The following is a 15,933-nucleotide window of genomic DNA, read 5'->3' as shown; positions in this document are numbered from 1 at the left end:
GGCGATTAATATGCATATCACATCTATCGTTTTGCAGGTAATCTTGGGTTTGGGGTTTTTAATGTTTGGTTTCATGAAATTTGGTGCTAAGCAGATGGTTCAGGAATTTCAACGTTACGGTTATTCTCAAGGATTCCGTGTCTTCACTGGGTTAATCGAAGTGATTGGCGCTGTTGGAATGATTGTAGGAATTTGGCATCCGCAAATCGCAGTAGTCGCAGGGATTCTTCTTGCCGCGACAATGATTGGAGCATTTATCACTCATATCCATATCAAGGACCCAGGAAAAAACATGGGAGCACCATTTATATTGCTTATTTTGTCCATTGTTGTGGTAATCATTAATTTCAACTCTATAATTTGAAACAGGTAAAAATATCTCAGTCGTAGCCATAATGACTTTCATATCGTTTAATTGAGACTTATATTTATGACCAGTTGGATCAAACCTTTGATCCTGACTGGTTTTTTTGTTATGGACATTGGTATGTCCGTTGTATTCATTTTCTATATTCCAGGTGGAAAACAAAAAATATTGAACATATGACAAAGATGTTAGAATTTAAAGCGCTTTCGATCCCGTTCTATAATGAAGTTACGATAAAAGAAAGGGGTCGCATACATTGTCGAACTTGTTTTACAAGCCAGATGGGGCTTGGGTGGGAGACCTCATCCCCTTCTACAAAGACGGTACATTCCGTTTGTTCTATCTTCATGATTGGAGAGAGAATAAGAAAATCCACGGAGAAGGAACCTCCTGGTTCGAGCTCCGGACAAGCGATTTCGTCCACTACGAAGAAAAAGGCGAAATGCTGAAGCATGGAAGCGTGAGCGAGCAAGACCTGAACTGTTATACCGGCTCTATCATTGAAGCCGATGGCGAGTACCATCTGTTCTACACCGGCCTCAATCCGCACCCGGACTTCGTGGAGGACGGCGTGCCGCTCCAATGCGTTATGCACGCCGTGAGTGCGGATATGGAATCGTGGCGGAAAATTCCCGAAGATACCTTCTATTCGGACGGAATGCAATACGAGAGACATGACTGGCGCGATCCCTTCGTGTTCTGGAACGAAGAGTCCGGAGAGTACTGGATGCTTCTCGCCGCAAGGAACAAAGAAGGTCCGTCCCGGCGCCGGGGGAGCATCGCATTGTGCGCTTCCAAGGATCTTAAGAAATGGGAAATCCGAAAACCTTTCTGGGACCCGAAAATGTACGTGACGCACGAATGCCCGGACTTGTTCCGGATCGGGGAATGGTGGTATCTGGTTTACTCCACGTTCTCTGACCGGTTCGTCACCCATTACCGCATGAGCAAATCTTTGAGCGGACCTTGGACGGCGCCGAGAAACGACGCGTTTGACGCCAGAGCGTTCTATGCCGCGAAAACATGGAGTGACGGAAACAAGCGGTACGCTTTCGGCTGGGATCCCAGCAAGGAAAACGAGGACGATTATGGCGATTGGCAATGGGCCGGAAATTTGGTCGTACACGAAGTCGTTCAAGAACCGGATGGAACGTTAACGGTTCGCATACCGGAGACCGTGTCCGATCATTTTGCTAAAAAACAGACTGCTGAGTGGGGTTCACGTATCGGGGATTGGAAGGAGTCAGAGGGACGCATAACGGCGGCGGCTTACGAAACATTCTCTTGCATATCAGCCGGCTCCATGCCCGAAACCTGCAAGATTTCGGCCAGGTTGATCTTCACCGAAGGGACCAGAAGCTGTGGCATCATACTTCGCGCAAGCGAGGAGCTCGACGAAGCTTATTACATTCGCCTTGAACCGATTCATAACCGCCTCGTATTCGACATGTGGCCCCGCCGGTTAATGGGCGAGGCGCAGTGGCACATCGACGGAGACCGTCCCCATGCGGTAGAGTTGGAGGTGCCGATCGAATTACAAGCTGATACGGTTTACGATATCAAGATCATTGTGGAAAATTCCGTTTGCGTCGTCTACTTGGCCGATCAGATTGCCATGACAACGCGGTTGTATAATTTGAAAACCGGCAGCTGGGGTTGCTTTGTCCAGGAAGGCTGCGCGCAATTCGAAGAGGTTAACATTTCGGTTCCCAACTAACAGGAGGTCTTATAAATGAAACGTTACGTCAAATGGTTGACTCTCGCGTTATCTCTTGTTGTATTGATGGCATTAGTGAGCGCATGCGGAGGCGGTAACAATACTGCAGAAACCGGTTCGGAAGCTCCGGCAAACGACGGTCAGAAGACGGATAAGAAAACGTATAAATGGTTTGTCGCCCGAGGCGTAGACGGCCCTCAGGCCGTTACCGTGAAAGAAATTGCGGACGAGTTCTCGAAAACGCATCCGGAATTCGAACTGGTTATGGAAGGCACGGGCGATCGCCCTTCCTATTTGCAGAAGCTGCGGACATTGATTGCCAGCAACGAGATGCCCGCAATGTTTGATACCGATTCCGATGCCTATGCTTCCAAGCTGGTGCAGGAAGGCAAGCTGGTGGACATGAAAAAAGTGCTGCAAGACCTTGGGAAATACGAAGATTTCCGTCCGATTGCCTTGCAATATCAGCAGTTCGCAGACGGCAGCATGTATACGCTCCCGCTCGAATTCGGGATCGAGGTATTCTGGTACAACATCAAGATGTTTAAGGATCTCGGTCTTGAAACACCCAAGACGTTCGATGAGTTTATGAAAGTGTCCGAGACGCTGAAGAAGAATGGGATTACGCCGATTGCCGTCGACGGTAAGGACAAATGGCCTGTTCTCAGGTACCTGGCTTACAAGCCTTTCCGCATGACCGGCAATGATTTTATCGAGAACGTGAAGCAGGGCAAGGCATCCTTCAAGGATCCGGCCGGCATGGCAGGCATCCAATTCGTTTACGAACTTGGCACCAAAGGGTACTTCCAGCAAGGGTTCGCTTCGACGGATTACACCGCGGCGCGCGACTTGTTCCTGGCCGGCAAAACCGCAATCTATTACATGGGTTCATGGGAAACGATGAATTTCGCAAACGATAAAATCAGTGCGGAAATGAAGGATAACATCGGATTTTTCCGACTTCCCATGATGGATGGCGCCAAGACAGCTGAGAACGATTATTTCATCAACTCGGGGATCGGCGTTGCATTCAACCAAGAGACCTTCGATGACACAATGAAGGAATTCGTCAAATTCCTCCTGGAAAAATATCCGGCAGCCTATACGAAAAAAGGCCAATTCTCGCCTTTCAATTATGCGCTTGATCAAGCGCAGGGGATGCCGGAAATTTTCTATAAAATCCAAGACGAGATCGCGAAATCCGGAAGCGTCTTCGCAGTGCCGTGGGATACGCGCCTCGATCCGGCCACGAATGAGCTGCTCGGCAACGAGTTGATTGCCTTGGGTCTCGGAGCCCATACTCCGGATGAGTTTGCGGAATTAATGGATCAAGCCATTAAAGAAAACGCGCCGAAATATTTCAAATAACCACGCTGATCAACTGGCCAACCGAAATTCGGTTGGCCAGCTATGTAAATATAGTAGAAGGGGGAATTAGGAAGGCATGGATAATGTCCTACGCAATCACAAAGCCGTTCTCGTCTTCCTGCTGCCGGCATTGCTCGTGTATGGGTTCACCGTTCTAGCACCCATCCTTTGGTCGATCTATTTTAGCTTCTTCTCCTGGGACGGGGTTTCCGATATGGTCTACATCGGCTTTGACAATTATGCTAAGATGCTCGGCGGCGACAAGACGTTCTGGAAGGCATTCAGCAACAACCTGATCTATGTTTTCATTATTGTGGCGATGCAAGTGTTTCTCGGTTTGTTGGTTGCCATCTTGCTGACTAGCATCACCAAAGGGAGAGAATTGTTTAAAACGTTGTATTTCGCTCCTGCGATCATCACGTCGGTAGCCATAGCGCAGCTGTTCCAAAACATCTATTCGTTCGAACCGGTCGGAATATTGAACTTTTGCCTGCAGCAATTCGGTCTCGGAAACTGGAGCAAGCCTTGGCTCTCCGACTTGGAGTGGGCTCTGACTGCCGTATCGATTCCCGAAGGATGGCGTTTTATCGGTCTTTATATGATCATCTTATACACTGCGCTCATATCCATTCCTTCCGATATCGAGGAAGCCGCCAGAATTGACGGAGCTTCTTCCTGGAACATGTTTCGTTCGATCAAAATGCCGCTGATCAAGCCGGTACTAATGGTTTCGATTATTATGGCCACTACGGGGGCTTTAAAAGGGTTCGACATTCCGTATCTCCTGACGAACGGAGGACCGGGCCGCGTGACGGAATTACTGCCGACTTATATGTACAAAACCGCCTTCTCCAGTCTGAATTTCGGCTACGGCAGCGCGATGGCCGTATTTATTGTTATTGAAAGCCTCATTGCAGTCGCTTTTATCAGACGGATGATGGACAGTAAGGAGACCTGAAGATGAAACCTTCCAGCTATTCTAAAGCGATTTTTGCGATTATTTCTGTTGCTCTGCTTGTCATTCAAATTTATCCGCTTATATGGGTGTTCATTTCCAGTTTCAAAGCGCCGACCGATTTTTCCGGCAACAACCCGCTTAGCCTGCCCAGTCGATTCTCATTCGAAAACTATCTCAATGTTTGGAACAAAGGGAATTTAGGCACTTACTTTTCAAACAGTCTTATCGTTGCCGTGACGTCCATCTTGCTGGTGATCCTGTTCAGTGCCATGGCTGCTTTCGTCATTGAGAAGATGCGGTTTAAATGGAGCAAAATCGTATTATTCATATTCCTGTGCGGCATTATGATCCCGATTCAAGTCGTACTCATACCGCTTTTTATTATTTATAACAAAACGGGAATTATCAATACACTGACTTCCCTCATTTTGCCCCAAGTAGGTTTTGCTCTGCCGATCTCGATTTACCTGTTCGTGAGCTTCTACAAATACATTTCGAATGAGATTATGGAGGCCGCCGTCATGGACGGCTGCGGTATTTACCAGGTTTTCTGGCGGATGATTTTCCCTTTATCCCGGAATACGATCGTCACCGTTATCATCATGAATCTGATTTTCATCTGGAACGAGTTTATTTTTGCGAATACGTTTATTCACGACATGAAGTCACGGACCATTCCGGTTGGATTAATGGATTATATCGGCCAGTACGGTTTGACGGACTGGGGAGCGACCTTTGCCGCAATCAGCATCACGACGATCCCTACCATGATTGTGTATTTTATTTTCAATAAGAGCGTTATTTCTGGCATGACCGCGGGAGCGACTAAAGGTTGATCTCCCATATACGCGTGGCAGAAGGTATACTGAAAGTACCAGGCTTTATACTTTTCTCAGCCAGAGGGATTTCATGAAAATAAACCGCCCGTTCCTGTCGATCAGCATCCGAAGCAAGATTATCATATTGTCCATCGCCTGTTCCTTGCTGCCGCTTGTCCTTATTGCCTCCGTAACCTTTATCTATTTGAGCAAAGTGGTCGAGAACAAGGTGTCCGATACCACTTCCAATTTGCTGGGCTCGATCAATTGGAATATCCAAACCTTCGTGAATGACGTTGAAACGATTTCGAAACTCATGTTGTCTTCCCGTGACGTTCAGACCTTCCTATCCTATAACAAGGATGATTTTAAGGAAATTTATGATCTTCAAAATGCCACCCGTAATCTGGCTGTCAATATTTCCAACAACAAATCGTATATACGTTACGTTTATGTAGGCAGCGGGCAAAGGGAACTGATCGTCACGAACCAATGGGACAGCCTAGCTTACGACAATATTTATCAGGCTGTCTCGCAGTCGAAATGGTATCAGCAAATCATCGACATGGGGGGCAAGGGATTGTGGCTGAACAGCGATGAAGTCCGTCTCGTCAAGAACAGTCCGAACTTGCTTCTGTACGGCAAACGATTAAATAACCTCGATACGCTCGAACAGATCGGCATGTTGATTATTTCAATCGACAGACGGGTCTTCGATGAAATGTTCAAAGACATTACCAATGCGGAAAACGGACATTTAATGATCCTGGAGCAAAACAAAATTATCTATCATAATTCCCGCACCGCTGATTTAAAACAGATGCCTCAAAAGGAATTGAACCTTCTCTATGATTTGCCTGAACAGGGCACCCGCATCGAAACGATGGGCGGAGAGCGATTTGTCATCACCTTCGATACGAATCCGGGGACCCAGTGGAAAGTGGTCAGCATGATCCCCTATTCGAACATTAATTCGGAAATCGTCTTCATTCGTAACGTTACATTCTCTTTGACGCTGGTGGCTTTCCTGCTTGCCGCCTATGGTTCGTATTTGATCTCGAATCGGATCACCAAGCAATTGAACTTGCTCACTTCCGTCGCCCGGAAAGCGGCCAAACGGGATAAGATCGAAGGAATCCTCTTTGCAGAGGAAGACGAAATTGGTAAAATCGGCAATCAATTCTTGCGGACCTTCCGCACCAACACCGAATTGTCGGACAAACTTATAGAAGCCAAGCTGAAGGAGAAAGAAGCGGAGCTGCATGCGCTGCAAAGCCAAATCAACCCTCATTTCCTATATAATACATTAAATTCCATCTATTTAATGGCGGAACGAATCGGAGCCAAAAACATTTCCAAAATGGTCATGTCTCTATCCAATATATTTAAATTAAGCTTGAACAACGGGGACTACATCACCACTGTCGGCAATGAAATCGACCAAGTTAAAAATTATTTAGAGATTCAAAACATCCGCTATAACGGAAAATTCGAGGTGACAATCGACCTCGAACCGGGAATCGAGCATACTCGCATGTTGAAGCTTCTTATTCAGCCGTTGGTGGAAAATGCAATTTTCCATGGAATCGAGTTGAAAGAGGATAAAGGGAACATTGCCATTCGAGGCCGAAAAGAAGGGGAAACGCTTGTATTCGAAGTCGAGGATGACGGAGTGGGTTTCGATCCTGCTGGTATGCAGCCGAGGGGATACGCTTTAAGGAACATCCAGGAAAGGATCCAATTGCATTATGGCCAAGACCGCGGGATCCGCATAGACAGCGTTCCGGGCGCCGGAACCAAAGTTACCCTTGAAATCGGCATAATGAATTGAGGTCGAGCTATGAAGGCGGGATCACATCATGTATAAACTTTTTATAGCGGATGATGAACAGCTCGTGGTGGAAACGTTGTCGGCCATGATCGATTGGAACGCTTCCGGGGTCCGGATCGTGGGGACGGCAAATAACGGCAAGCAAGCACTGGAGAGGATTCTTCAGTCGGATCCGGACATTGTCCTGACCGATATTCGGATGCCAGGCCTGAACGGGCTTGAGTTGATCCGTGCCCTCAAGGAGAAAGGCCGCAAAGCGGAATGCATTATCGTAAGCGGATATTCCGAGTTTGAATACGCCAAAGAAGCCATTGAGCTGGAGGCGGTGGATTATCTGATCAAGCCTGCGGAGCTGGAGGAAGTGGCCAAGACCGTCTCGAAGGCGATTGAGCGACTGGAAAGAAAATCGGAACAAAGCGGGGACCGCCCTGAGTTTCGGATCGCGAAAGCATTGGATCGGGCGGTGTTTACGGATCTTATCGTCCATGGCAATCATCCTTCGTTCGATCATTCGCCATTCGAGCGATATGACCAGTTTGCGGCCATCGTACTTGGAAGCTCGGCGACGCTTTGGCTCGAACGAATCAAGAACAATGGTGTCACGGATTCTCTCCTAGGCTTTTTGGTGAATCGCGGCGTCGCCGTGGAGCTGCTCTACGAGCAGCAGAAAGTGATCTTATTATGCATGGCGGTCCTTGAGGAACACACGCAATTAACGGAAATTCTAATCGCTGCAGCCACAACTTTTTCCAATCACAGCTCATCGGAAAATTTTTCATTATCGTTTGGAATCGGCCCGGTTGTAAGCAATATTATGCATGTACACATTTCTTTTTTGGCCGCCGACAAAGCCTGTCAAACGGGTCTGTTCTTCGGCGTTCCGGTAATGAACGGGAACAGTTGGCCGGAGATCACCCGCGTTTCTGAGAGATTGATTTCCGAATGGTCTGATCAAATACAGTCCTTCGTCCGTTACGAACGGGAAGAGTTCGAAGCGATGCTCGGACGTTGGACGGAATGGGGTACGGGGAGAATGATGGCTCCCGTTACCCTAAAGAAGGCCGGTATCCAGTGGGCGAACCGAATGCTAGATTTGATCGAGCAGGACTATGGCATCAAGGTCGAAAGTGTGATCGGGGACCGCACGCGGCTGCTTGACGGGATGTTGGAAGCGCCGGATTGGCCGTCTTTGCAGAAGCAATGCCAGGACTTGGCGAAGGGCGTGCAATTTTATTTGAACGTAACGAAAACTACCCTGAAAGAAAAGGTGGTTCAAGAAATCAAAGCTTATTTGGAATCCCATTATCATGAAAATATCCAACTCGATCAATTGGCGGAGCGGTTCGATCTCAGCCCTTCCTATATAAGCCATTTGTATTCCAAATCGACCGGTCAGACGATTCTGGAATATGTCACTTTGCTGCGTATTCAGAAAGCAAAACAGCTGCTGAGGGAAAGCAGCTTTAAAATTTCCAAAATATCGGATAACGTCGGGTATGATAACCAGCGTTATTTCTGCAGTGTTTTCAAGAAGCATGTGGGCATAAGTCCCGGCCAGTACAGAGAAGAGCATATGATCAAAAGCGAAGATGACCGTTCGTCATAAAGATTTTATCAGAATCTCACCCGGATAAAGATTGCCGAGGTCGAAGGTTCGGGAATCATTCAACAAAATTGATGAAATGATACTGTAAAATTATCCGGTCAACAAGATGACGTTTCGGATGTAATCCATTTTCTGATCCACATACTTCAGTGGTGTTACGGAAACAAGACGCCAACCGTTAAGAAGCGATGTGCCTACCGTTACAAGCGATTCGGCTCCATCAATCCGCTTAACGTAAGCCCCTTTTTCTCCCGCTTGAATGAGTATGGTCATGTCCGTCGGTATAATATGGGCTTCTGATTTCGTATGCAGAGACAAGAACGCCGTTATCAGCGGTAAGGTATACTCGTGTGTTATTACCAGAGTCCATTGCCCGAAGATAATCATTCAGTTTATCTTCATTGAAATGGATTGCAATATAACCTGTGATCTCCGCATATGCAACGGGCAGCTTGACGACGATGGTCGCGATTGAATAGGGGTTCCCATCTTGATTAACGAAGGTTCGGGTTGGCAACCATAGCATCGGCTTTCTTGCTGCTGTTATTTGCGAAATCCATTGGTCGATAGGTGGGACGAGTATGACAAGAAAGAAGGAAAGGAAATAGAACAGAAACAATTTATTAGGTTTTCGCTTAGCGAAATGTATCAAATTCATAAAGTTAGCCTCGCCCCGTCGCCCTGGTGACGCAGACATAAAGACGGAGAACACTCCATCCTAATGGCAAAAGGGCTTGGTTCCTGAAGGATGTCCATACCGTTAAAGAATTCGACATGATGACCTATTCGGAACATGCAAGGGCGTCTCACCGTCATTTTAATGACGGATGGAACGCCCTCTTTTTCGTATTCTCTACGACCATCCGCTTGAAATGTATAGAAAAAGATAGCCTGGAACTGTTCCTCTTCATATTGACCAATCACCGCGGTAATGCAGCGGCATATTATGGAGGGAATCACGGCTGGTTCTGTTAAAGGTTAATATGTTCCACCTAAGAGATCAATAAAGTTGGTGTTGCCCTTACAAGCAGGCTTATATAATGAGTTTTGAAAAGGCTTTCATCTCTCTTTTTTTTACTTTTTGTGCAAACGTTTGCGCAAAAAGTGGTGCTTGGAAGAACGTTTAATCAATTATAAGGAGGTTCATTCATGCAATCTATTAGAAGAAAAAAAAGACATGTTTCTATTTTTGTTAGCGCTCTCATGATGCTGCAGTTGTTCTTTAGCGCATTTGTACCGTTGACGGCAGAAGCGGCGGCTGGAGGCTCCAGCATTTCAACAGCAATAACAGGTGACGTTTCTGCAGACGAATTTGTTGATCAACCAGGTAGTACAAACGATTGGTACCTGACAGGTAGTTTTTCAGGCTGGAATAACACGGCCTTACCTTTTGCTCATCTAGTTGGAGAATTCTATGCTCACTCTATCGTTTTAGATGCAGGAACACATGAATTCAAATTAACGAAAAACGGAACGTGGGACGGTTACTCCAATGAGGGTAACAACTTCTCGTTAACCCTAGCGGAAAGAACAAAAGTAAACTTCTACATTAATGATGAATTAATGCAGGCGCGTATTAATGTAGCTGGTGTAACGGGGTTACCGCAATATACGCCTGCACTAACGGCTGACAAATGGCCAAGACTTGTAGGGTCAATCCAAGCTGTTTTTAGTGAACCCGAATGGAGCCCATCTGGCGCCCAGCAATTTTTTGTGGATTACAACTTTAACAACACAATCTACAAACTTCAAAGAAATATCCCAGTTGGACAATATGAGGCTAAGGTTGCCTTCGGGCCGAACTGGGATGAGTCCTACGGATACAATGCAGAAGGGCATAATATGCCCGTAGCCATATTGGATCCAGCTGATGTTACATTTACCATCGATTATTCAGCAACACCTAGAGCTCTATCTCACGATTACAAACCGACTGATGTTAATTTTGATGGAATGATTAATAAAGATGCCATTATGTTTGACAGTCGCTCCATCACTTATAAAAAGCCTTTTGGAGCGATTCCAGAAGGACAACAAGATTTAACGCTGCGCATTGCAGCCAAAAAAGATGATGTGCAAGTTGCTAAAGCAGAATTGATCAATGAAGAGGCATTTGCAAAAACCTATGACATGAGAAGAGTGACTTCAGTGGGTGATCTAGACTACTTTGAAACTAGTATTCCTGCTGCCGATTTCCATGGTATCGGGGTGTGGGGTTATAAATTTATATTAATTGACGGCCCTACAAAAGTAGAATATGGTGATGACGGCAGCCGTGGCGGCACAGGTAAAGCCCTTGATGAAGGGGTAGTTCCATTTGACTTGACGGTGTACGATGCTGAGTTCCAAACACCGGACTGGATGAAAAATGCTATCGTTTATCAAATCTTCCCTGACCGTTTCTTCGATGGCAATAAAGGAAATAACCGTGCCAAGACCGTAGATGGCTACCGTGGTGATCGTGCTGAAGATCGTGCTGGTGAGCCGATTAATGCTTTCCCGCTTCAGTATTTTGATGGCGGTGTAGAGAATGAGCCTACGCCTGATCAAGTATGGGGTGAATGGAGTGACATTCCAGAAATGCCAGACCGCTTAACGCCTGAGAATGCGCCCTACTACCCTGATTCTGAGACAGACGGAGTATGGACGAATGAATTTTATGGCGGTGACATTCAAGGGGTCCAAGCGAAACTTAACTACCTTGAATCCATCGGGGTGACAGCGATTTACTTTAACCCAATTGCCTGGGCGGGTTCGAACCATAAGTACGATGCTACAGATTATAATCATTTAGATCCAATGTTTGGCGAACCGGTTTACAACATACCTGGGGATCCAACGTCAGGTCTTAACTATGATGCTACACGAAAAGCATCTGATGCTGTATTTATCCAATTTGCTGACGAAGCAAGAGCACGCGACATTCACATTATCGCCGACGGAGTATTTAACCATGTGGGTGACGATTCCATTTATTTTGACCGCTACGAGAAATACCCGGAGATTGGGGCTTATGAATACTGGGCTAAAGTTTGGAATCATGTCAATGATGACGGTATGACTCAAGAAGTGGCTGAGCAGGCTGTTAATAATGAATTTACTAGTCAACGGAATCCTGCAACAGGAGTAAATTATAAGTACCCGGAGGACTTTGAGTTTACTACTTGGTTTACGGTACACAATCAAAAAGTTCTAAGTCGAGACAATGTATACATGTATAAATATGACGCATGGTGGGGCTATGATTCCTTGCCGGCAATGGATGCGATTGAGCCAGTAGAAGGTGATACTGGAGCAATAGAGGGAATGCATGAGTGGAACGTAGAAAGCTACAGAAATCAAGTAATTGGTTATGACTTGTCCACTATGACACCAGAAGAACAGCAAACAGCAATGCAAAACACAGCCTCACAGGCTTGGAATTGGATGGGTGCTAGCGGATGGCGTTTAGACGTTGCTCCAGATGTATCCTTCGGAACATGGGAAAAGTTTAGATCCGCTGTAAAATCACAAACTGGATTGACCAATGCTAATGGAGAGCCGATTCCTGATCCGATTATCTTAGGTGAAGAGTGGGGCGTAGCAACGCATTATTTGTTAGGTAACCAATTCGATTCTGTTATGAACTATCGCTTTAGAGCTGCCTTACAGTCCTTCTTAACGGGCGGGAATGCGCAATCTATGCATACTGCATTAGAATCCATTCGTGAAGATTATCCGAAAGAAGCTTGGTTAGTTATGCTTAATCTAGTAGGATCCCATGATACAACTAGAAATATAACCAAAATGGATTTTCCGCAATATGAAGAAAATAGATTAGGAATAGCGCCAGATGCAACAGAGACCGCTCGAAAGTTGCAAGAATTAACCGCGATATTCCAAATGGGTTATCCAGGTGCTCCAACCGTTTATTACGGAGATGAGGTAGGTCTAGAAGGTACAAAAGACCCCGATTCTCGCAGAACATTCCCTTGGGAGCGTGTCAGTGAAGCAGACGGACAATTTACGGGCGTAGGGAAATATGCTTCCTTATTCAACGTCTATAAAAAATCTTCAGAGATTCGTAACAGTAATGAAGTGTTCCGTACAGGCGACATTAAAGTTGCTTATGCGCAAGGTGATATCATCGCTTATGCCAGGAAAAATAGTATCAAAACCGGCTTGGTAGTGATTAACAAAGGCCAGACAGAAGCGACGATTGAAGCAGATGTAGCTGGATTTATTCCAAATGGAGTGATTTTCAAGGACCAGCTTTATGGAACAGTCCAATCCACTGTTACCGGAGGCAAACTTACACTAACAATCCCTGCATTAACAGGCTTTATGATGGTCAATGAAGGAGAGTTGGCAGAAGTCCCTGTTGTTCCAAATGTTATCGCTGCTGGAAATAATGGTTTCGTCTCATTATCTTGGGATGCAGTGACGGATGCTGAAGGATACAACGTATATCGCGCCCCGATCGAAGGCGGAGAATTAACATTACTATCTGATGATCAAACTGCATTGACCTTTGAAGATAACACGGTGACCAATGGAATAAAGTATTATTATGCGGTTACCGCAGTCATCGGAAATGGAGAAAGTGCTATCTTAGACATGTTGTCTGCTACGCCGGCTTTCCCGATTAATAGCGTAATCATTTCGGGTCAAGCTGAAGATATGACGATTGGTGTAGGTAACAGCACAAGTGAAATCACTGTTGCGATTGCAGTGTATGGTCTGACTGATACTGTAGAAAATGCTGGTATAGAGGCGCCTAATATGATTGCAAGACTAGCTTACTATGTAGATGGTACAGATAAAGCCAATGCGTCAGATACTAAGCTAAGGTACAAAGAAGATATTAATGGAAGCAAGATTTATTATGCAACCTTTGAACCAACGGAGGCTCGAGTATTCCGCTACTTCGCAAAAGTGTCTACCAATAACGGGGAAACCTACGCAGAGTCAGCGGAGGCAACATTTAACGCTAATGCGGATACAACGGATACGACTGCTCCTTCAGCACCAGTGCTTGCAGATATTACAGTAGAATCGAATCTGGTTAGATTAGCTTGGACTGCGGAAGGTGAAGACATCTCTGGCTTTGATGTTTTCCGCAAAAAGGTATCGGATACAGGGTTCACAAAAATAGCAGTATTAGAAAATACTGTTAACAATTATGCAGACTATTTAGTAAGTAATGATATTCAGTACATCTACAAAATTGCAGCCTTTGATCAGGCCTATAACCGCGCCTTTTCAGAGGAGAAGTCAGTAACGCCTAAGCTGGTAATGGTGGATGTGACGTTGAGATTGCATCTCCCTTCCTATACGCCTGCTCAGGATGGAATTTACATTGCAGGCAACTTTAATGGATGGAATGCCGGTTCTACCGAACTGAAGGTTCCAAGCGGGGCAACCAATCGTGATGTTGTGGAATATACGTTCAAAATGATGGCTGGTAAGTCTATAGAGTATAAGTACACTCGAGGAACCTGGGAAACAGAAGCTTTCACTTCCCATATTCGCGTTCAGAATGATACTGAAGATCATGGCAACTGGGCGTATGGTTCCACAGATACTAACATGAGGCTCACCATTAATAATCAGGGCGGCAACAAAATGTTAGTCGATGATTATGTACTGCGCTGGGTGGATATGCCAATGATGATTTCCATGCCTCGCATTTCTTACGGCGACGATATTGAATATACTGTGGCCGAGAATGAGAATAGCTTTACTTTAAAAGCTGTAGTACCGTATGGCGTAGAATTCACCATTAATGATGTTCTAATTGCAGACGGCGAAATGGATCAATATGGTAATGTTTTGGTTGAAAATATTCCGCTCCAAGCAGGTACTAACACGTTTTCAGTTCATATTGAGCCTACTGCAGAAACTTTAGCTCAACCATGGTATATCGATAAAGGTCGTGCGGGTCAAGCGACCAAAACAATAAACCTCACGATTCATAAATCCGGCGGTTCGGTTGGCGGGGGAGACACGACGCCTCCAACCAATGATATTGTGAATCCAAAGGCCAATCCAGACGGCAAGGTTCCTGTGACGCTTCCAAATGGAAAAAATAAAGTTCTATTGCCGGCCAATGCTGAAGCCATTAACAAGAACAATAAAGTGGTAGTTAAAAACGATAAGTTTGAAGTAACCATCGATGGTGAAGTGCTTGAGGAGTTAAAGTCTCTATTAACCGAAACGGAGTTGAAAGACGCGAATATTTCTTTTGGTGTAGATGCATTAACGAATGAAGCTGCTCGACAGCTTGTTGATAAAGCGAAGGGGAAATCAAAAGCTGCAGTAAAGGCAGCCGGCGATGTATTCGAATTCAACTTATCTATCGTAGATAAAGATGGCAAAGAGCAAAAATTAACCAAGTTCAAAAAACCGATTGCAATTACGTTAAACGTTAGTGAAGCTGCCAATAAAGATCTCGCAGGCGTTTATTACATTGCTGATGATGGATCTTTAGAGTATGTAGGCGGTAAATTAAACGGGAACAAAATGACAGCAAGTGTAAATCACTTCAGTAAATACGCGGTGCTTGAATACGACAAATCCTTCGAGGATGTCAGCAGTCAGTACTGGGCACATGATGTCATTAAGAAAATGGCGGCAAGACATATTGTTGCAGGTATCAGCGATACTAAATTTGCACCAATGCAATCTGTAACACGCGCTGAGTTTACGGCATTGATCGTACGTGCGCTTGGATTAGAAGCAATGGTAGAAGTAAACTTCAAGGACGTAGACGGTTCCAAGTGGTATGCAGAAGCCGCTGCGGCAGCGTACGAAGCAGGCATCGTATCCGGACGCAGCAGCGATACATTTGCACCTAATGCTGCGATCACCCGTCAAGAAATGGCGATCATGCTCGTAAAGGCTTACGAAGTAAAAGCTGGTAAGAAGGTTACAGCAAGCAGTCAAACTGGATTTGCAGATAGTGCCAGCATCAGTGCCTGGGCACAGGATTCAGTCAACGCAGCGCATGAGCTTGGATTCATCCAAGGTCGTAACAACAACCAGTTCGTACCGAATGGGCTAGCCAATCGTGCAGAAAGTGCACAAGTTATCTCTAAATTATTAGATAGTACCAATTAAGCTTCTCCTTCGCGGTGAAAGCAAAATACCGCCATTGCCGCGAATTTTATGGGAAGAATGATATCGACTTATGCGGAATGCCTCAAAAGGTATTCCGCATTAAGTACGTGTCGTTCAAAGTAGTATAGTTGCGATACTCTTAGCGATGTAAAAGGAGCCAAATTGATTAT

General features: G+C 45.5%; 9 protein-coding genes. 8 read left to right on the top strand and 1 reads right to left on the bottom strand.

The features are described 5' to 3' along the window. The first annotated feature begins 10 nt into the window (after window positions 1-10). The 7 genes from ACESLK_RS03790 to ACESLK_RS03760 all read left to right on the top strand — a co-directional run bounded on the left by ACESLK_RS03790 (window position 11) and on the right by ACESLK_RS03760 (window position 8,665). Window positions 11-364, top strand: a complete 354-nt coding sequence (locus tag ACESLK_RS03790; RefSeq protein WP_372662460.1) for a DoxX family protein — start codon at window positions 11-13, stop codon at window positions 362-364. Between the two features lie 259 nt (window positions 365-623). Next, the gene (locus ACESLK_RS03785; protein ID WP_372662457.1) at window positions 624-2,084 is read left to right on the top strand and encodes a family 43 glycosylhydrolase; all 1,461 of its coding nucleotides are present in this window, start codon (window positions 624-626) and stop codon (window positions 2,082-2,084) included. Between the two features lie 15 nt (window positions 2,085-2,099). Continuing rightward, window positions 2,100-3,452, top strand: a complete 1,353-nt coding sequence (locus ACESLK_RS03780; protein ID WP_372662454.1) for an ABC transporter substrate-binding protein — start codon at window positions 2,100-2,102, stop codon at window positions 3,450-3,452. Between the two features lie 76 nt (window positions 3,453-3,528). Then, window positions 3,529-4,410, top strand: coding sequence for a carbohydrate ABC transporter permease (locus ACESLK_RS03775; protein ID WP_372662451.1), 882 nt, complete (start codon window positions 3,529-3,531; stop codon window positions 4,408-4,410). Between the two features lie 2 nt (window positions 4,411-4,412). Further along, on the top strand, window positions 4,413-5,246 hold the full coding sequence (locus tag ACESLK_RS03770; RefSeq protein WP_372662448.1) for a carbohydrate ABC transporter permease: 834 nt from the start codon (window positions 4,413-4,415) through the stop codon (window positions 5,244-5,246). A gap of 73 nt (window positions 5,247-5,319) precedes the next feature. Continuing rightward, entirely contained in the window at window positions 5,320-7,059 is a 1,740-nt protein-coding gene (locus ACESLK_RS03765) for a cache domain-containing sensor histidine kinase (protein WP_372662445.1), read from the top strand. A gap of 28 nt (window positions 7,060-7,087) precedes the next feature. Next, the gene (locus ACESLK_RS03760; RefSeq protein ID WP_372662442.1) at window positions 7,088-8,665 is read left to right on the top strand and encodes a response regulator transcription factor; all 1,578 of its coding nucleotides are present in this window, start codon (window positions 7,088-7,090) and stop codon (window positions 8,663-8,665) included. A gap of 90 nt (window positions 8,666-8,755) precedes the next feature. On the opposite strand, the gene ACESLK_RS03755 is transcribed toward ACESLK_RS03760, so the two are convergent. Then, entirely contained in the window at window positions 8,756-9,052 is a 297-nt protein-coding gene (locus ACESLK_RS03755; RefSeq protein WP_372662439.1) for a hypothetical protein, read from the bottom strand. A gap of 762 nt (window positions 9,053-9,814) precedes the next feature. Here ACESLK_RS03755 and ACESLK_RS03750 point away from each other — a divergent pair. Further along, window positions 9,815-15,763, top strand: coding sequence for an alpha-amylase family glycosyl hydrolase (locus ACESLK_RS03750; RefSeq protein ID WP_372662436.1), 5,949 nt, complete (start codon window positions 9,815-9,817; stop codon window positions 15,761-15,763). Window positions 15,764-15,933 lie beyond the last annotated feature (170 nt).

The organism is Cohnella sp., from assembly GCF_041640265.1.
Taxonomy (GTDB): domain Bacteria; phylum Bacillota; class Bacilli; order Paenibacillales; family Paenibacillaceae; genus Cohnella.
This window is presented reverse-complemented; position numbering and strand designations above follow the sequence as displayed.